At 71.0% G+C, this 16,417-nt stretch carries 18 protein-coding genes; 9 read left to right on the top strand and 9 right to left on the bottom strand.

Features of this window, described 5'->3' with window-relative positions; translation table 11 throughout:
- Window positions 1-36 precede the first annotated feature (36 nt).
- Complete coding sequence (locus ACFV9M_RS05130; protein WP_385062349.1) at window positions 37-669, top strand: ATP-binding protein; 633 nt, start codon at window positions 37-39, stop codon at window positions 667-669.
- On the opposite strand, the gene ACFV9M_RS05125 is transcribed toward ACFV9M_RS05130, so the two are convergent.
- The 7 genes from ACFV9M_RS05125 to ACFV9M_RS05095 all read right to left on the bottom strand — a co-directional run bounded on the left by ACFV9M_RS05125 (window position 666) and on the right by ACFV9M_RS05095 (window position 7,585).
- Window positions 666-1,421, bottom strand: a complete 756-nt coding sequence (locus ACFV9M_RS05125; RefSeq protein ID WP_385062351.1) for an HNH endonuclease — start codon at window positions 1,419-1,421, stop codon at window positions 666-668. The two genes, ACFV9M_RS05130 and ACFV9M_RS05125, sit on opposite strands and share 4 nt — an antisense overlap.
- A gap of 319 nt (window positions 1,422-1,740) precedes the next feature.
- Window positions 1,741-2,553 (bottom strand): DUF6551 family protein, encoded by an 813-nt coding sequence (locus ACFV9M_RS05120; protein ID WP_385062353.1) that lies wholly within the window; start codon window positions 2,551-2,553, stop codon window positions 1,741-1,743.
- Window positions 2,554-3,186: 633 nt separating this feature from the next.
- Complete coding sequence (locus tag ACFV9M_RS05115) at window positions 3,187-3,597, bottom strand: very short patch repair endonuclease (RefSeq protein WP_385062593.1); 411 nt, start codon at window positions 3,595-3,597, stop codon at window positions 3,187-3,189.
- A 195-nt stretch (window positions 3,598-3,792) separates the two neighbouring features.
- Entirely contained in the window at window positions 3,793-4,812 is a 1,020-nt protein-coding gene (locus ACFV9M_RS05110; RefSeq protein WP_385062355.1) for an SEC-C metal-binding domain-containing protein, read from the bottom strand.
- Window positions 4,813-4,875: 63 nt separating this feature from the next.
- On the bottom strand, window positions 4,876-5,649 hold the full coding sequence (locus ACFV9M_RS05105) for a hypothetical protein (RefSeq protein WP_385062357.1): 774 nt from the start codon (window positions 5,647-5,649) through the stop codon (window positions 4,876-4,878).
- The gene (locus tag ACFV9M_RS05100; protein WP_385062359.1) at window positions 5,646-5,963 is read right to left on the bottom strand and encodes a PadR family transcriptional regulator; all 318 of its coding nucleotides are present in this window, start codon (window positions 5,961-5,963) and stop codon (window positions 5,646-5,648) included. The genes ACFV9M_RS05105 and ACFV9M_RS05100 overlap by 4 nt, the downstream gene beginning before the upstream one ends.
- Window positions 5,964-6,109: 146 nt before the next feature.
- Complete coding sequence (locus ACFV9M_RS05095; RefSeq protein ID WP_385062361.1) at window positions 6,110-7,585, bottom strand: beta-1,6-galactanase; 1,476 nt, start codon at window positions 7,583-7,585, stop codon at window positions 6,110-6,112.
- A 268-nt stretch (window positions 7,586-7,853) separates the two neighbouring features.
- Between ACFV9M_RS05095 and ACFV9M_RS05090 the strand changes: the two genes are divergently transcribed.
- From ACFV9M_RS05090 to ACFV9M_RS05080, 3 genes are all read left to right on the top strand, one after another.
- A complete protein-coding gene (locus ACFV9M_RS05090) occupies window positions 7,854-8,231 on the top strand; it encodes a DUF6412 domain-containing protein (protein ID WP_385062363.1) in 378 nt (125 codons plus the stop codon).
- A 121-nt stretch (window positions 8,232-8,352) separates the two neighbouring features.
- On the top strand, window positions 8,353-9,069 hold the full coding sequence (locus ACFV9M_RS05085; protein ID WP_385062595.1) for a YidC/Oxa1 family membrane protein insertase: 717 nt from the start codon (window positions 8,353-8,355) through the stop codon (window positions 9,067-9,069).
- A gap of 194 nt (window positions 9,070-9,263) precedes the next feature.
- A complete protein-coding gene (locus tag ACFV9M_RS05080; RefSeq protein WP_385062365.1) occupies window positions 9,264-10,121 on the top strand; it encodes a fumarylacetoacetate hydrolase family protein in 858 nt (285 codons plus the stop codon).
- A gap of 53 nt (window positions 10,122-10,174) precedes the next feature.
- On the opposite strand, the gene ACFV9M_RS05075 is transcribed toward ACFV9M_RS05080, so the two are convergent.
- Window positions 10,175-10,675, bottom strand: coding sequence for a heme-degrading domain-containing protein (locus ACFV9M_RS05075; protein WP_385062367.1), 501 nt, complete (start codon window positions 10,673-10,675; stop codon window positions 10,175-10,177).
- The gene (locus ACFV9M_RS05070; RefSeq protein WP_385062369.1) at window positions 10,672-11,739 is read right to left on the bottom strand and encodes a Gfo/Idh/MocA family oxidoreductase; all 1,068 of its coding nucleotides are present in this window, start codon (window positions 11,737-11,739) and stop codon (window positions 10,672-10,674) included. Before ACFV9M_RS05070 ends, ACFV9M_RS05075 begins: the two co-directional genes overlap by 4 nt.
- Before the next feature lie 56 nt (window positions 11,740-11,795).
- Between ACFV9M_RS05070 and ACFV9M_RS05065 the strand changes: the two genes are divergently transcribed.
- The 5 genes from ACFV9M_RS05065 (at window position 11,796) to ACFV9M_RS05045 (ending at window position 16,362) form a co-directional block, all read left to right on the top strand.
- The gene (locus ACFV9M_RS05065) at window positions 11,796-12,944 is read left to right on the top strand and encodes an ROK family protein (RefSeq protein ID WP_385062371.1); all 1,149 of its coding nucleotides are present in this window, start codon (window positions 11,796-11,798) and stop codon (window positions 12,942-12,944) included.
- Window positions 12,945-13,190: 246 nt separating this feature from the next.
- Entirely contained in the window at window positions 13,191-14,090 is a 900-nt protein-coding gene (locus ACFV9M_RS05060; protein ID WP_385062373.1) for a hypothetical protein, read from the top strand.
- A gap of 103 nt (window positions 14,091-14,193) precedes the next feature.
- Window positions 14,194-14,973: an HAD-IIA family hydrolase gene (locus tag ACFV9M_RS05055; RefSeq protein ID WP_385062375.1), complete on the top strand. Its 780-nt coding sequence runs from the start codon at window positions 14,194-14,196 to the stop codon at window positions 14,971-14,973.
- Window positions 14,974-15,125: 152 nt separating this feature from the next.
- The gene (locus ACFV9M_RS05050; RefSeq protein WP_385062377.1) at window positions 15,126-15,698 is read left to right on the top strand and encodes a hypothetical protein; all 573 of its coding nucleotides are present in this window, start codon (window positions 15,126-15,128) and stop codon (window positions 15,696-15,698) included.
- Between the two features lie 4 nt (window positions 15,699-15,702).
- A complete protein-coding gene (locus ACFV9M_RS05045) occupies window positions 15,703-16,362 on the top strand; it encodes a class F sortase (protein ID WP_385062379.1) in 660 nt (219 codons plus the stop codon).
- Window positions 16,363-16,417 lie beyond the last annotated feature (55 nt).

Raw genomic sequence — 16,417 nt, 5'->3', positions numbered from 1 at the left:
GCAGCATGTGCGTGGCCCGGGAGGGAGGAGCCGGTCATGCCCGGCCATGAAGTCACCGAACCGCGATCCCGCTGCGTCCTGCCCTTTGAGGCGGTGCCGACGGAGGTCGGCCGGCTTCGGCGAGCGGTTGCCCAGCAGCTAAGCGAGTGGGGCGTGCGTGCCGCAGTCGACGAGGCGGAACTGCTCGTCACGGAACTGGCCACCAACGTCGTGAAGCACGTCGGAGAGGGGGCGTCGGCGACCTTGATTCTGGAATGGAAAGGAGAACGCCTGCGACTGGAAGTCCACGACAGGAGTACGGTCCTGCCGTCACTGAGGGCGGCCGACTGCGGTGACATGGACGGCCGGGGTCTGCACTTGCTGATGCATCTGGCGGTCGACTGGGGCGCAGTCCTGACTGTGGCAGGAAAGGCGGTCTGGTGCGAGATCACGGCTGGCGCGCGATCTGGCTGCCGTCGCATCGAGCGGGCCGCAGCAGCTCTTGAGGACTACCGCAGGGGCGACGGAAGCAGCACTCTGCACGGCATGGGGCGGTGCAAAGGCCTTGAGGAGTCGGCCGTCGCGTTGATCGCTGACCTGCTCCACTGGACCGCTGCTCGCGGACACGACCCGGACGACATCCTGGACCGCGCGCAGATGCACTTCGAGGCCGAAGCGGACGCTGCCTAGTGGTTGTCTTTGGTGGCCGACTCCCGTATCGACTCCCGGAGAGCGGTCGGTGTGCGCCAGGATTCCCCAGGACGGCTCCTGTGGCACATGCGGTGGCAATTGGCACACACGCATACCAGGTCGTCGAGCTTGGTCTCCCGCTTTCCGGAGATGTGGAGGGGAGTGGTGTGATGCACCTCGATGTAGCCCTCTCCAAGGGCGCCGTACGTGCGGGCAAAGTCGAAGTCGCACACCTCGCACCGGAGCGCGCCTCCACGCCGCCGTACCTGGTCGATCTTCTGGGCCCGGAGCTTCGGATCCCGTTCCCTGACGAGTGCCCGGCGCACCAGGAGGCGGCCTTCAATCGCACTGGCGCCCGTCTCATCGACTTCGTCAGGCTGCGGAGGGGTGAGATGCAGCTCTCCGGAGCCGATGCCCTCCTCGATGGCCAGCGAGGCCTGGAGCATTTCAGCTTCACGTTCGGTGAAGGCTTTGATCATGAGCAGCGTGGGCCTGCCGCACCGGGTGGCCTTGCCCGTGTACTGGCTGTGATTGGTCATGAAATCGCCGGTTTTGCGGCTGACGCTGTCCGGAGATCGGAAGCTGGGGAGCGCGAGTGCTTCCGGCTTGTGGATCGGGAGTGAACGGAGTAGATCCGAAAGCTCCTGTACCTGTGCGTCGTTGGTCCGCAGCTCTTGCCATCCGTTCCTCACCACAAGTGCCCCGACCAATAGAAGCTCATCCTCAACCCACGCAGGTATTCGCACAGTCATCATCGTAGGTGGTGGGGGGTGACTGGTTGACTCGTTCGCTTCAACTCATCTGCGATTGCGGGCCTGAGGGGAGGCGAGTCCTTGCAGGGTCATCCCCTCCACGAACGTGACCAGTCGTATGGGGTGACGGGACCATCGGTGGGAGGTGCTGGTCCTGTCGTCGCATGACAAATGAACCCCAGAGGCTCCTGCGGTGAGCCTGTGGGTGCGAACTGCTCAAGCAGCAAGGCTTAACCACCCGAGAGCTATGCAGGCGTGCGCTCACATGAGATAGAGAAAGGCCGCCCCCTCCCCCGTGGGGAAGGGGGCGTGAGGTGAGCTACGCCTCGATCTTGTTCTCGGCTCTGCGGCCCTTGTTCCATGCGGCGGCGACGAGACGGTAGGCGGTCGACACCCGGGATCCGGTGCCGCTGTTGTTGAAGCCGCCACGGGAGGACTGGCTCAGGATCTCGGAACGCCATTTGGCGGCAGTGCCTAGGGCCAGCATCTTTCGTGCGAGCTCGCTGTCATCAACAAGGTCTCCCCAGCGGCCTAGAAACATGCCGATACCGCCAAGAAGCATCCCGTCCCAGGTCTCCGCCGAGCGACCCCATGCGCTCTCCGCGACTGTGAGCGTACGGTCGAAGACGGAGGCTCCGAAGCGGTCCACGATCTGGAGCACGCCGGACACGGCACCCACGCCGTTTGTGGAGGTGGATCCGAGGGCCAGGCCATGCTTGTCCAGAATCCGGTCGGTGTCGACGAACAGAGGAACGCCACCTGTGAGGCCTACGTGGTACTCGTCAATGGGACGAGGCTTGTGGGATTCCCTGTTTTTGATCAGGAAGAGTATGGCCTCTTGAGCTTGAGCCAGGCCGTGATGAATCTCAGCTCGGATAGTCGGGATGCCTGCCAGAGCGCAAGCGCGCCAGCGATGCTGCCCATCGACGATGTAGAGGTCTCCGGTGGAGCGTTTGGAGACGATTACCGAACCGATGGCCTCGCGAACCAGGTTGCTCGCGATGTTCTGCGCGCGTCGCTCGTTGAGAGTTCGCTGCGCTTGAGGGTCGATGTTGAGATCCTTGACTGAGACCTCAACGCCGTATTCAACGTGGTGCTCGGGGAGCTCAAAGGTGTACCGAGCCTTGGGCATAGCTGAGCCTTTCAGCGCTGCGTTGGGAGGATGGTTCGGCCATGGCCGGGATCTTGGGATACAGCGCGAGGTCAGAAAATCACACCAGTGCGTGGTTAGCAAGAGGATTCAAAACGAAGGCAGTTGGTCGGGCGGGTCCCGTCTGTGTGCGGCTGCCCAGCCGATGGCTGACGAACCGTTGTCCTAACAGGGCATCTGACGTCCCATAGCTCGGGCGGCGTCAACGTGTGCCGTATCTGCTGCTGCCGAACTGTGGCGGATACGTCGAGCACCGGACGGGGCGTCGGTCAAGGGCCGGCAGGCACCTTCTGTCGACCGCTGCTGGGCTTGCTCCAGAACGTCGTTGCACTAAGGTGCCCCCGCGACGATCAGCCAAGGGACGGGTGGTGCGGGGAGACGGTGCGGACGCCGTCGTGGAATGGAGCTTCCGTCTTGTGGTTGCACCCCAATAAGCCCCATACCTTCAGGACGTCAGATCCAGGAGGCTTGTGCTTGAACCACCTTCCAACGCGGTCGGTTGGCCAGCAGGTCTGACATGCATGGGCGTCCTCGTCCAGAAGGCATGTTCAGCTCGAAACCAGCCCGCTCCAGCCACGAGAGGATTCCCCGTTCTTGCGTACACGTCGACGAACGTCATTCTGCTCGTGGCTGCCTCTGGCGTCTTCGTTCGGCCTTCCGGCGTGTAACGGCGGCCGCGATACGTAGGGCGACGTCGTCCGGCGCCTCATGCTCCCAGAAGCGCAGCACCTCCCACCCTGCGGCCCGGAGGTGCTCCGTCGTTTCCCTGTCACGTGCCACGTTGCGGTCCAGCTTGTGCCGCCACCACTCAGCGTTCGACTTTGGTTGCGTGGCGTGTCGAGGGCATCCGTGCCAGAAGCATCCGTCGATCAGAACAGCCACCTTGACCGAAGTGAAGGCCACGTCGATCCGGCGTCGGGCTATGCCGGGCACCGGGTACTCGATGCGGTAGCGCAGCCCGGCCGCGTGGAGTAGGCGACGGACCGCCAGCTCGGCGGCCGTGTCCTTGCTGGCTTGTCTGCTCATGCGTGCCGACACGGCAGGCGACAACGGCTTCATCGTGCTCAAGGCGGCTGTGCCTCACGATCGTGGCTCGGTGCGTTCGATTGACCGCCGAGTCCGCTCGGCCCGATCCCGTCGAACCGCTGTACTACGGCTGCGGTGTCGATTCCATTATGCGGGCGAGCGTAGGGGCACCGGAGAGCCGATGCACCGGCACCATCAAACCTCCAGGTTTCCGTGGCAGACCGAGTACGACCGCCCCGACCCGCACCAGCACCCAGCCCCCCTCTGCGGCGGCCAAGCCACCGCCCGTCCTCGGGCCGCCAGCGTCGTCGCGTACTGCGGCAGCAGCTCGGAGTCTTGCGGCGAAGCGCCCTCCGAGGCCGCGAAGGCTTCGTAGGAGGGCACCGTCCCCGTCACGATGCCCAGGTTCGCCGTGCCCGAAGCCGACAGTTCGCGCAGGGCGGCCTCTATCGTCGCGAGGTGCTCCTCGTGCGAGGGGTACTCCGTCGCGAGCGTCGGGTAGGCGGTCAGCAGCTCCGTCAGCTCGGCGGTCGGCCAGTGCAGCACGGCCACCGGGAAGGGGCGGGAGAGGGCCTCCCGGTACGTCCCCAGCTCCGCCCGCAGCCTCCAGATCTCCGCCTCCAGCTCCGCCGGGTTGTCCGAGCCGAGGGACCAGACCCGCTTGGGGTCGTGCAGTTCGTCCAGGGACACCGGCGAGGTGTGCAGGGCGTCCGCGAGGGCGTCCCACTCGTCGTGGCCGGCGCCCAGCATGCGCCGTACCCGGTGGCGGCCGAAGAGGAGGGGGTGGGTGGAGTAGGGGGGCTCCGCCACGTCCGTCAGCAGCAGGCGCACGCCCTCCGTGAACGTCTCCTGCGCCGCCTCCAGCTCGTCGTGGGACTCCAGGGCCTCCGCGACGATCACCCAGGGCGCCGGGTCGCGGGGGGCCGTCGTGCGGAGGCCGTCGATGATCGCGCGGGCCTCCGCCTCGTGGCCGTACTCCCACAGGTTGGACGCCTTGAGGGCGCGGACCAGGTGCGGCTTCTCCAGGCCGCCCGCGGAGGACAGCAGGCGGTCGTAGAGCGCGGTCGCGGCGGGGCGGTCGCCGGACAGCTCCAGGTGGGCCGCGGCCTGCACCAGCAGGGCCTCGGCGTCCTCGGGGTACAGTCCGGCGGTCCGCTCCAGGCGTGCCGCTTCGGCGGTGTGGTCGACGTTCTCGGCGGGCGTGTCGGGGCGCATGCACGACACCGTACTGCCCGCCGGTGACAAAGGAGAGACAGGTGCTGGCCAGCGGCGCAGGAGTCAGGAGTCCGCCGTGTTGTCGGGCGTCGACGCGAGCTCGATGCCGCGCAACCTGCGCAGCCAGCCGAAGAACAGGCGGAGCGCGATCCCGCACCCCGCGCACCAGCCCCAGCCCTCGGTGAGGAGCGCGTGCAGGCCGTCCTCGTGCTGGATGTAGACGATCTGGGCGCCGACGGCCGCGGCGATGGACCCGTTCGTCCGGGAGTCCATCGACAGCAGCCAGTCGACCGGCAGCCACAGGGGCGCGGTGAGGTCGCGCAGGCGCAGGCGGAGGGCCGCCCCAAGGAAGCCGAGGGCGTAGCGGATCCTGCGGCGCGGGGACAGGACGATGCCGTTCTCCGGGTCGCCGGCCAGGATCGCGGCCCACTCCTCGCGCAGGTGCGCCCTGCGGTGCCCGGCGACGAAGGAGGCGACGCCCAGCGTGCGGTGCGCGGCCCTGCCGGGCGGGCGGGCCGGACGGCGGGGTGTCCCGGGTTCGGCCTCCGCCTCCGTCTCGGCCTCCGGGGCGGGAGAGCGCAGGGCCGTGATCACGAGGCCCACGGTGGCTGCCAGGATCGAGGCCGCCGTCGCCGCGCCGAACACCCAGCCGGTCGCGAGCAGGTTTTCGATCAGGGCGTGTCCGGGGTCGACCAGTTTCAGGCCGTAGCCCACCAGCAGGAAGATCGCCGCCGACGCGCCGGCCAGTACCGGTGTCAGGACGGCGGTGACGGCCAGTGCGCTGACCCGAGGGACGTCGTCCGTGTGAAGTTCGTCGTCACGCTCGTCCCCGCTCACGCCCGACCCCCCTCCGCCCCCGCCGCCAGCCCGAAGAACCGCGGCTTCCGCTCCTGCGCCTGGCGTGCCGCCTGGCGGCCGACGGCGGTGAGCTCGTAGTAGAACCGCTTGGGGCGGCCTGGGTGCTCGCCCGTCTCCTCGGACCGTGTGACCCAGTCGGCCTCGACCAGGCGCTCCAGGATGGGGTAGACGGTGCCGGACCCGAGGTCCGCCTCCTCGCAGATCTTCAGGCCCCAAGCGGGGCTGTCGGGGGTGGACGCCAGCAGCACCTTGATCACTTCGAGTGTCGGGCGGGTGAGGCGGATCGATGCCATACGGCCAGTGAAGCAGCCCGGCGACCATATGTCGAGAACGACATTCGGGTGCGGATGCGCGCACGCACCCGACGCCGGACAGTCACGCCATCACGCCATCACGCCATCACGCCGTCATGCGTCACGCCGTCACGCCGTTCCCACCGTCACACCGCCACCCCGTCCACCTGCAACGTCTGCACCGCCCCCGCGGCGAACGGCACGCTCACCGTCTTGCCGGAGAGGTACGTGTCCGAGCGGGCCGTGTAGAGATCGCCGCCGCCCGCCGTCACCGTGTTCCAGCGGGGGACCAGGCCGTCCGAGCCGCCGGTGACCGTGGAGAAGGCGGACAGGTCGAACGTCAGGGTCTGGGCCGACGTCGACGTGTTGGCGGCCACGATGACCAGGCGCCGTGCCGTGCGGTCGAGGGCGGCCACGGCGTAGGAGACGCCGGTGTCCAGGATGGTCATGCCGGGGCGGATGTGGCGGCTGAACTGGGCCATGACGTAGAACTTCGTCGTCACCGCGCCGGGCTGGAGCGTGGTCGCGTCGTACGCGATCATCGCCCAGTTCGTCGACGGGTCCATGACCTGCCAGTAGACCCAGGCCGTGGGGTGCAGCCAGCGGAAGTCGTAGAGCAGGTTGCTCGCCATGGTGAGGCCGGTGCCGTCGTTGTCGCCGGTCTCCGAGTTCCACAGGACTTTCTTCGCCGTCGTCACTACGTCCGTGTGGAGCAGGTCCCGGCGGCCGCCCGAACCCTGGTAGCCGTGCACGTTGACCTGGTTCACCAGGGCTTTCGTGGACGACGGGAAGGAGTTCCACGTCGTGCGCGCCAGGTCGTAGCTCGTCTCGTCCGACGCGGAGATCCGCACGTCCGTCAGGCCCCGGCCGTCCAGCTCGCCGCGCAGGTACGGCAGTACGGCGGCCTGGACGGTCGCGTCCATGTGGCAGCCCTCCTGGGTGCCGGTCGCCGTCCACCAGGACGACGACGGCTCGTTGAACGGGTCGACCGTCGCGAAGTCCACGCCCCAGTTGTCCCTGGCGTACAGGGCCACGGCGGCGAGGTGGGAGGCGTGCCGGCGGTAGTTCCAGGACTGGAGGTTGTTGCCGCCGTCCGCCGCGCCGGAGGGGTTGTGGTTCAGGCACATCCACCACATGGGGGAGTTGGCGAACAGTTCGGTGACCGCGCCCCTCTGCACCGCCTTCACCAGCATCGCGCGCTGGTTGGCGTCCGCCGTCCAGTCCCAGGCCGAGGAGGCGGGGTTCTCGTCGCTCCAGTCCTGCCAGTAGCCCTCGATCTGCTTGAAGCCGGGGATGTTGGGGGAGGCGACCATGGTCTCGCCGCCCACGCTGTTCCAACTGCACGCGCCGAGGTTGTAGCGGGCGATGGTCAGGCCGAGGCCGGGGAGCGTCCTGCCGCCGTACGACACCGGATTCGTCGTGAAGAAGAGGTCGGCGAAGTCGTTCCGGGCGCCGAAGACGTTGGCCCACCAGGCGAGGGAGGTGCCCCAGCCCTCCCAGGTGCCGTACGTGGTGGACGGGTTGACGCCGATCGTCGCGTCGGCGTGGGCCGTGCCCGTCGCCAGGGCGCTTCCGAGGACGGCTCCGCCCGTGGCGGCCAGCAGGGTTCTGCGTCGGATCATGACTTCTCCGCTTCACTCGGCGAGCGGGGCGGCCGTCCCAGCCGGCCCGCAACTCGTGCGGGGACATGAGGGGTTGAGCGCGTCACGAAGCATCGGGTGTCACGCGTGGTGTTGTCGAGGGTTCCGACAGCCCTTTCTCGAACCGGTGGAAGAAGGGGAAGAAGGGGGAGGTAGGGGGAGGTAGGGGAAGTGAGGAAGGGTGACGTGAGGGCGGGGGAGGGCCGGGGGGAAGGGGGCGGGAACCGTCTTGGTGGTTCCGGACGTTCTCATGGGGCAGAGGGCAGGGACGGGCTGGAGAGGTGAAGGGGAGGGGGTGCCGGTGATCCGAGCGTGGTCCTCCGCCCTGCGTCCCGCCGTCCTCCTCTTCCTTTTCTTCTTCTTCCTCCTCCTCGACCTCGCCCTCCTCGCCACCGGCGGTCTCACGGCCACCGTCGCGCTCGCCGCGACCGCCGTCGCCGGTGCCGCGCTCGCCGTCTGCTGTCTCGCCGCGGCGCGCTGCGCTCCCGCCGTACCGCCCACCCGGGTGCGTACGGCCATACGGGACCGGGACCGCCGTACGGCCTTCCTGCCCCAGCGCGACCCCGACGCCTCCGGCCGGCCGCGGCCCAGGGCACCCGGGTCCGCCCTTCCGGCGACCGCCGCGTAGGGCACCCCGGTACACCTTTGCACCTCCCGTGGGTGACCCCGTGCGGGTCGTCATGCCGTCAGTCCGTTCTCCTCCCCGGCACGACGAGACCCCGGAGGGCTCCTCACCCATGTCCGTACTCCTGTCCGCCTTCGTCCACCTCGTCGAGCGGCTCGCCGTCCTGCTCGAACCCCTCTTCCACACGACCGCGGCCGCCGCCGCGATCGTCCTGTTCACCGCACTCGTACGACTCCTCGTCCACCCCCTGTCCCGGGCCGCGGCGCGTGGTCAGCGGGCCCGGGCCGCGCTCCAGCCGCGCGTCGCCGAACTGCGCAGGAAGCACGCGCGCAGCCCGGAGCGGCTCCAGCGGGCGGTACTGGAACTGCACGCCGAGGAACGGGTCTCCCCGCTGTCGGGCTGCCTGCCGAGCCTGCTCCAGGCGCCCGCGTTCCTCCTCCTCTACTACGTCTTCTCGCACGCGTCGGTCGGCGGCGAGGCCAACGGACTGCTCACCCACCGGCTCCTCGACGCGCCCCTCGGTGACCGCTGGACCGACGCCCTGGCAGCCGGCGGGGTGTTCGGCGGGGCGGGGCTGGTCTACCTGGGCCTGTTCGCCGCCGTCACGGCCGTCGCCGCCTTCGGCTACCGCCTCGCGCGGCGGACGGCGGCCACGGAGCCGGCGACGGCCGTCCCCGACGGCACGCCCGGCGCGGGCGCGGTCACCGCCGTCACCCGCCTCCTGCCGTTCCTGCCCTTCCTCACCCTCGTCACCGTGGCCGTCGTGCCGCTGGCCGCCGCGCTGTACGTGGTCACCAGCGCGGCGTGGAGCGCCGTCGAGCGGGCGGTGCTGTACCGCTGACGACCCGGGCGGTCCGGTACCACTGACGACCCGGGCGGTCCGGTACCGCCGACGACCGGGGACCCGGGACCGACGGGGACGGTCCAGTACGTGAACCGGGTATTGCGGAGTGGACCCCCAGCTTGGAGGATCGACCAGTCATCCGATGGCTGCACCCGTCGGAGGGCGCCCCGCGAGCGAGGGAGATAGTGATCATGAAGCTGCTGCGAGTCGGTACGGCGGGGGCGGAGCGCCCCGCGCTGCTCGACGCCGAGGGAACCCTGCGGGACCTGACGGGTGTCGTGGACGACGTCGACGGCGCGCTGCTCGCCGACGGCGCGGCGCTCGGCCGGATCCGGGCCGCCGCCGAGTCGGGCGCACTGCCGGTGCTGGACGCGACCGGGCTGCGGATCGGGCCGCCGGTCGGCCGGATCGGCAAGGTCGTGTGCATCGGCCTGAACTACCACGACCACGCCCGCGAGACCGGGTCGCAGCCTCCGGCCGAGCCCGTCGTCTTCTTCAAGGCGGCGGACACCGTCGTCGGGCCGTACGACACCGTGCTCGTGCCCCGCGGGTCCACCCGGACCGACTGGGAGGTCGAACTGGCCGTCGTCGTCGGCCGTACCGCCCGCTACCTGGAGTCGGCCGAGGAGGGCCTCGCGCACGTCGGCGGCTACGCGGTCGCCCACGACGTCTCCGAGCGGGAGTTCCAGATGGACCGCGGCGGGACCTGGGACAAGGGCAAGAACTGCGAGACGTTCAACCCGCTGGGGCCGTGGCTGGTGACGGCGGACGAGGTGCCCGACCCGCAGGCGCTCTCCCTGCGGCTGTGGGTCAACGGCGAGCTGAAGCAGGACGGCACGACCGCCGAGCAGATCTTCCCGGTGGGCGAGGTCGTGCGGTACGTCAGCCAGTTCATGACCCTGTACCCCGGGGACGTCATCAACACCGGTACGCCGGCGGGCGTGGCCTTCGGGCAGCCGGAGCCGAAGCCCTACCTGCGGGCAGGGGACGTGGTGGAGCTGGAGATCGCCGGACTGGGCCGGCAGCGCCAGGAGCTGAAGGACGCGTAGGCGTTCCGCCGGGGCGGGGGACCGCGGTGGGCCCCCGCCCCGAGGCGCGCCGCTCAGCCCTTGCTCAGGAACTCCTCCAACGCCTCCACCACGAACCGGTGGTCCTCCAACTGGGGCAGTCCGGACACGGTCACCGCGCCGATCACGCCGACACCCTCGACGTTGATCGGGAACGAGCCCCCGTGGGCCGCGTACGTGTCCGGGTCGAGGCGGGAGGACTCCTCGAAGGTCGTGCCCTTGGCGCGGAAGCGGGAGCCGACCAGGTAGGAGGAGACGCCGTAGCGCTCCACGACGCGGCGCTTGCGGGCGATCCAGGCGTCGTTGTCGGGGGCCGAACCGGGCAGGGCCGCGTGGAAGAGCTGCTGGCCGGCGCGGTGGATGTCGATGGCGACCGGGGCCTGGCGCTCGCGGGCCAGCTCCACCAGGAGCGTGCCCAGCGCCCAGGCGTCGTCATGGGTGAACCGCTTCAGGACCAGCCGCCGTTCCTGGGCCTGGAGCTCCTCCAGGGTCGGGGTGATCTCCGGGGTGAACTTCGGGGTGATCTCGTGGGTCACAGCGTCACCGCCACTCCGTCTCGTGCCGAACGGCGGGCCGCCTCCAGTACGTCGAGGGTGGCGGCCGCCTCCAGGGCGGTCACCGGGTTGGGACCGCCGTCGGTCAGTGCCTCGGCCACCGCAGCGTAGTAGGCCGGGTAGTCGCCGGGCAGGGTCGGCACGGGACGTCCGCCGCCGGTCCGCGGGGACTCGCCCGCGCCGAGACGGCCCCACCGGCCCTCGGGTTCCGTCCCCCAGCCGGGGCCGGGGCGCAGGCCCTCGCGGAGCGCGGCCTCCTGCGGGTCCAGGCCGTGCTTGACGTACCCGGCCTTCGAGCCCAGCACCCGGAAGCGCGGGCCGAGCATGGCGGTCGTCGCCGAGACGTAGAGGTGGGACCTGACGCCGCCGGCGTGCGTGAGCGCGATGAAGGTGTCGTCGTCCGTCTCCGCGCCGGGGCGGCGGACGTCCGACTCGGCGAACACCTGCGTGACCGGGCCGAACAGGACCAGTGCCTGGTCGACGACATGGCTGCCGAGGTCGTACAGCAGACCTCCGACCTCTGCCGGGTCGCCGGACTCGCGCCAGCCGCCCTTCAGCTGCGGCCGCCAGCGCTCGAAGCGCGACTCGAAGCGGTACACGTCACCCAGCTCGCCGTCGGCGATCAGCCGGCGCAGGGTCAGGAAGTCGTTGTCCCAGCGGCGGTTCTGGAAGACGGAGAGCAGCAGACCGCGCTTCTCGGCGAGCGCGGCCAGCTCCCGTGCCTCGGCGGCCGTGCCGGAGACCGGCTTGTCGACGACGACCGGGAGGCCGGCTTCCAGGGCGGCCGTGGCGAGCGGGACGTGCGTCCGGTTCGGGGACGCGATGACGACGAGGTCCAGCTCGTCGGCCCGGGCGAAGAGCTCGTCGGAGCCGGCGACGGCGCGTACGTCCGGGAACTCGGCGCGGGCCTGCTCCTGCCGCTCCGGGTTCGAGGTGACCACCGTGTCGAGGGCGAGGCCCTCGGTGGCGGCGATCAGCGGGGCGTGGAAGACGGAGCCCGCGAGGCCGTAGCCGATCAGGCCGACGCGGAGGGGGGTACCAGTCATGCCCTCCACTTTCGCAACGCTGTTGCCAAAGTGCAAGCGCGGAGGACAATGGAGGGGTGAACAGGACCAACGACGGCTCGGCGGGCGGGGCGGCACGCGGCACGGTGGTGGGCGCGAACCTGCTCGCGGTGCGCAGCCACAACACCGCGCTCGTGCTCGACCTGCTGCGCACGGCCGGTCCCGACGGCATCAGCCGGCTCGAACTGGCCGAGCGCACCGGACTCACCCCGCAGGCCGTCAGCAAGATCACCGCCCGGCTCCGGGACGAGGGGCTCGCGGCGGAGGCGGGCCGGCGCGCCTCCACGGGCGGGAAACCGCGCACCGTCCTGCGGCTCGTGCCCGGCGCCGGGCACGCGGTCGGCGTCCACCTCGACCGCGACGAACTGCGCCTCGTCCTCGCCGAGCTCGACGGGCGCGTGGTGGGGGAGCGGCGCCTGCCACTGGACCTGGGGGCGGGAGCGGAGGCCGTCGTGGGGACGGTGGTGCGGGAGACCGAGGGGATGGTGGGCCAGGTGCTGGGGCGTGCCGGAGGGCGTCCCCGCGCCCTGCTCGGGGTGGGCGTCGCCCTGCCGGGCCCCCTCGACCACGTCAACGGCGTCCTGCACCGCGTCACCGGCTACCCCGAGTGGGACGGCTTCCCCCTGCGGGACACGCTCGCGTGGCGGCTCGGGGTACCGGTCGTCGTCGACAAGGACACCAACGCCGCCGCCCTCGGCCTCGCCGTCGGCGGCGAGGGCGGCTCCTTCGCCTACCTCCACCTCGGGACGGGGCTCGGCGCCGGCCTGGTGATCGGCGGGAGTGTGCACCGGGGGGCCCGCACGGGGGCCGGCGAGTTCGGCCACCAGGTCCTCCAGCTCGACGGGCCGCCCTGCCCGTGCGGCAGCCGCGGCTGCGTGGAGGCGCTGTGCCTCGCGGCCATCGCCCGGGGTGACACCGCAGAGGCGGCCCGCGTCCTCGGCACGGCCGCCGCCAATCTGGCCGGCCTGCTGGACATCGACCTGCTCCTGCTGGGCGGCCGTACGATCGCGGCCTCCCCGGAACCCTTCCTCCGGGGCGTCACCAGCGTCCTCGCGGTCCGCGCCCACCGCGAGGGCGCCCCTCAGGACCGGGTCCCGGTACGCCTCGCCCCGGGCGGTGCCCGCGGGGTGGCGGAGGGCGCGGCCCAGTTGCTCCTGGGCCCGGTGTTCGGCCGGGCGGACGGCTGAGCTGCCGGGAGCCACCGGAACCCGCTGGAACCCGTCGGGGGGCGGGGGCGTCCGCCACGCACCCTTTCCCTCCCACCACCGTCCCTCCCTCCCACCACCGTCCCTCCCTCCCACCACCGTCCCTCCCTCCCACCACCGTCCCTCCCTCCCACCACCGTCCCTCCCTCCTCCATCTGAATGGATTCGCACGGCCGTGCGGAGCGTCGTCCCGTCCCGTTCCGCCCCACCCGGCAGGCTCACGTGTTCATGCGACTGTGCACGCCCGTCTCCCTCTGCCTCGCCGCGGCCGCCGCCCTCGGAGGTGCGTCGGCCCCCGCGCACGCGGAAGCCGGTCCCGGTTGTGCCGGCCCGGACACCGGCGACTTCCCGCTGACCACCCGCCTCCACGGCGGCCCCGCCTCCTACCGGGCCGGCGGCGGGTTCGGCACCTGGTACCTCGACCTCACCAACACCACCAGCCGCACCTGTACCGGCGTCCACCCGGTCGTCGTCCTCGTCGACGCCGAACGCTCCCTGAAGCCGTCCCAGCCGCACCTGGAGTTCTACGCCGACGGCCGCCCCCACCCCGTCCACTTCGAGACGACCGACGAGGACGAACTCGTGGGGGCCCTCACCGACCGGTCCACCACCGCCACCGGCCCCGGGCTTTCCGCGGACGCCCCCTTCGCGGGCTTCACCGTCCCCCCGCACAAGACCCTCACGGTGAAACTGCGCCTCGCCCTCACCTCGGACACCGTGCCCAACGAGATCACCGTGAACGCGGCGGTCGTCCAGCGCCACGGAGACGACGGCGAGTGGGTCGGGCAGTCGAACGACTACCGCTTCACCGTCGAGGCCGGCGGACGCTCCACCACCCGCGAGACCGCACCCGGGACCACAACGGCGACCGCACCCGAGACCGCCCGGGGGACCGGCACCGAATCCGCGCCCGCCCCCGCGCCCGCGACCCAGACCGATCCCTCGGCCTCCGCCTCGGTCTCGGCCCCCGCCTCGGCCTCCGCCCCGGCCACCGGCCTGCCCTACCTCGCCCAGGAGGCGAGGGAGATGGCCCGCACCGGTCTCGCCTCCCCGGCCGTCGTCCTCGCCGCCACCGCCTGCCTCCTCGCCGCGGGAGTCGCCCTGCTGCTCGCGCGCAGACGCCGCTGAACGCCGAACCGGGTGCAAACAGGCCATTCCCTCAAGATCGGCCTGTGATTAGGCTGGGGCCGCACGTAGCACCGCGTCGCGTACGGCACAGGAGATCCCGCACATGGCAGACCGCAAGCCCATCGAGTCGTGGCTCACCGACATGGACGGTGTGCTCATCCACGAGGGCGTCCCGATCCCCGGCGCCGACTCCTTCCTGAAGAAGCTGCGTGAGTCGGGCAAGCCGTTCCTCGTCCTCACCAACAACTCGATCTACACCCCGCGCGACCTGCACGCCCGGCTGCGGCGCATGGGCCTGGACGTGCCGATCGAGAACATCTGGACCTCGGCGCTCGCCACCGCCAAGTTCCTCGACGACCAGCGGCCGAACGGCTCCGCGTACGTCCTCGGCGAGGCCGGTCTGACCACCGCGCTGCACGACATCGGCTACATCCTCACCGACCACGAGCCGGACTACGTCGTCCTGGGCGAGACCCGCACGTACTCCTTCGAGGCGATGACCAAGGCGGTCCGGCTGATCAACGGGGGTGCCCGCTTCATCTGCACCAACCCGGACGAGACCGGTCCCTCCACCGAGGGCCCGCTGCCCGCGACCGGCGCGGTGGCGGCCCTGATCACCAAGGCGACCGGCAAGAACCCCTACTTCGCGGGCAAGCCGAACCCCCTGATGATGCGCACCGGGCTGAACGCGATCGGCGCCCACTCCGAGAGCAGCGCGATGATCGGCGACCGCATGGACACCGACGTGCTGGCGGGCATCGAGGCCGGCATGCAGACGTTCCTGGTGCTCACCGGCCTGACCGGGCCCGAGCAGGTCGAGAACTTCCCGTACCGCCCGTCGCAGATCGTCGACTCGATCGCGGATCTCGTGGACCGGATCTGAGTGGACCGGATCTGAGTGGACCGGATCTGGGTGGACCGGATCTGAGTAAACCGGTCACCGGCGGAAACTGAGCCGTTCGGAGTAGTGGCGCCCCGGTCTGAGATGCGGGGCGCCGAGCCGGGGAGGAATCTCCAGATAGCTGGAGGTTCACCATGCGCTCACTGAAAGCAACTCTCTGTGCCGGTGCCGCGGTCGCCGCCGTGGCGCTCGTTCCGACGGCGTACGCGGCGGACGGCGGAAGCGGGGGAGACGGGGGAGGCGGCGGAGGCGGGGCGGGCGAGGTCTCGGTGGCACCGTCGACGCCGTCCCCGGGCGCCGAGGTCGCACTGCGGGTCAGCGGCTGCCGCGGAACGACGGCCACCGCCGCGTCGGACGCGTTCGTCTCAGACGCCCGCCTCGTCGGCACGGACGGCACCCTGACCGGCGAGACCCGGGTCCGCTCCTCGCTCGCCCCGGGCTCCTACGCCGTGACGATCGTCTGCGCCGACTTCCGGATCACGGGATCGATCCGGGTGGTGCCGGTGTCGGCGCGCCCGTCGGGGTACGCCTCGCCCGTCGCGCCGGTCCGCGCGGGCGGCGGCGGTGCCGCTCCGCTCGCCTCCGCCGAGGAGGCCCGGGTGGAGGGTCCCGGCATCGCCCACACGGTCACCGGACTGGTCCTGGCGGGTGTCGCCGCCGTCGCCGTGGCTCTCCGGACGGTGCGCCGCCGCCCCGGGACGGAGTGACTCCGTGTCCGTACGCGAGCGCTCTTCCGGGCGCCTTCTGACCGGTGTGACCTGGGCGCTGCTCCTGCTCGGGCTGTGGCTGTGGGGGCGCGAGGTGACCGACGTGCGCCCTGTGACGTCCGCGCCGACCACGGGTGACGTGGCCGCCGTGGGCCGGCCCGGCGACGCCCCGCTGCCGCCCGCCGCGAAACCGCTGGGGGCCGCGCTGCCGCAGCGCATCGACATCCCGGAACTGGGTGTGCAGGCGCCGGTGGTGGCCCGCGGACTGGACGCGCGGGGCGCGATCGACCCGCCGCCCTACGACCAGGCGGGCGTCGTCGGCTGGTACGGGGCCGGCGTGAAGCCCGGTGCGGCGGGCACCGCGCTGATGGTCGGGCACGTCGACACCGAGACCCGGCCCGCCGTCTTCTACAAGCTGAGCACCCTGGAGGCCGGCGAGACGATCCGCGTGGCCCGCGCCGACGGCAAGGTCGCCGAGTTCACCGTCGACGACGTCGAGGTCGTCCAGCGGGACCGCTTCGACGCCCGGCAGGCCTACGGCACCCGGGCCACGGGCCGTGCCGAACTGCGGCTGATCACCTGCGGCGGCACCTTCGACCGCGCGAGCGGCAGCTACTCGGCGAACGTGATCGTGTCGGCGTACCTGACCGGGACCGCGGTGTGATCGATCGCGGTGTGATCCGCGGTCCCCGTCCGGGGAGCCGTCCCCCGTCCGGGGA

This window comes from Streptomyces sp. NPDC059895 (assembly GCF_042731035.1).
Taxonomy (GTDB): domain Bacteria; phylum Actinomycetota; class Actinomycetes; order Streptomycetales; family Streptomycetaceae; genus Streptomyces.
The sequence above is the reverse complement of the archived record's forward strand: the minus strand, read 5'-3'. Positions and strand labels throughout refer to the sequence as shown.

Coding starts and splice junctions, on each gene's coding strand:
- ACFV9M_RS05125 (WP_385062351.1), bottom strand. CDS start 1,421: ATGACTGTGCGAATACCTGCGTGGGTTGAGGATGAGCTTCTATTGGTC.
- ACFV9M_RS05115 (WP_385062593.1), bottom strand. CDS start 3,597: ATGAGCAGACAAGCCAGCAAGGACACGGCCGCCGAGCTGGCGGTCCGT.
- ACFV9M_RS05070 (WP_385062369.1), bottom strand. CDS start 11,739: ATGACTGGTACCCCCCTCCGCGTCGGCCTGATCGGCTACGGCCTCGCG.
- ACFV9M_RS05095 (WP_385062361.1), bottom strand. CDS start 7,585: ATGATCCGACGCAGAACCCTGCTGGCCGCCACGGGCGGAGCCGTCCTC.
- ACFV9M_RS05050 (WP_385062377.1), top strand. CDS start 15,126: ATGCGCTCACTGAAAGCAACTCTCTGTGCCGGTGCCGCGGTCGCCGCC.
- ACFV9M_RS05090 (WP_385062363.1), top strand. CDS start 7,854: ATGGGGCAGAGGGCAGGGACGGGCTGGAGAGGTGAAGGGGAGGGGGTG.
- ACFV9M_RS05130 (WP_385062349.1), top strand. CDS start 37: ATGCCCGGCCATGAAGTCACCGAACCGCGATCCCGCTGCGTCCTGCCC.
- ACFV9M_RS05100 (WP_385062359.1), bottom strand. CDS start 5,963: ATGGCATCGATCCGCCTCACCCGCCCGACACTCGAAGTGATCAAGGTG.
- ACFV9M_RS05060 (WP_385062373.1), top strand. CDS start 13,191: ATGCGACTGTGCACGCCCGTCTCCCTCTGCCTCGCCGCGGCCGCCGCC.
- ACFV9M_RS05110 (WP_385062355.1), bottom strand. CDS start 4,812: ATGCGCCCCGACACGCCCGCCGAGAACGTCGACCACACCGCCGAAGCG.
- ACFV9M_RS05055 (WP_385062375.1), top strand. CDS start 14,194: ATGGCAGACCGCAAGCCCATCGAGTCGTGGCTCACCGACATGGACGGT.
- ACFV9M_RS05120 (WP_385062353.1), bottom strand. CDS start 2,553: ATGCCCAAGGCTCGGTACACCTTTGAGCTCCCCGAGCACCACGTTGAA.
- ACFV9M_RS05080 (WP_385062365.1), top strand. CDS start 9,264: ATGAAGCTGCTGCGAGTCGGTACGGCGGGGGCGGAGCGCCCCGCGCTG.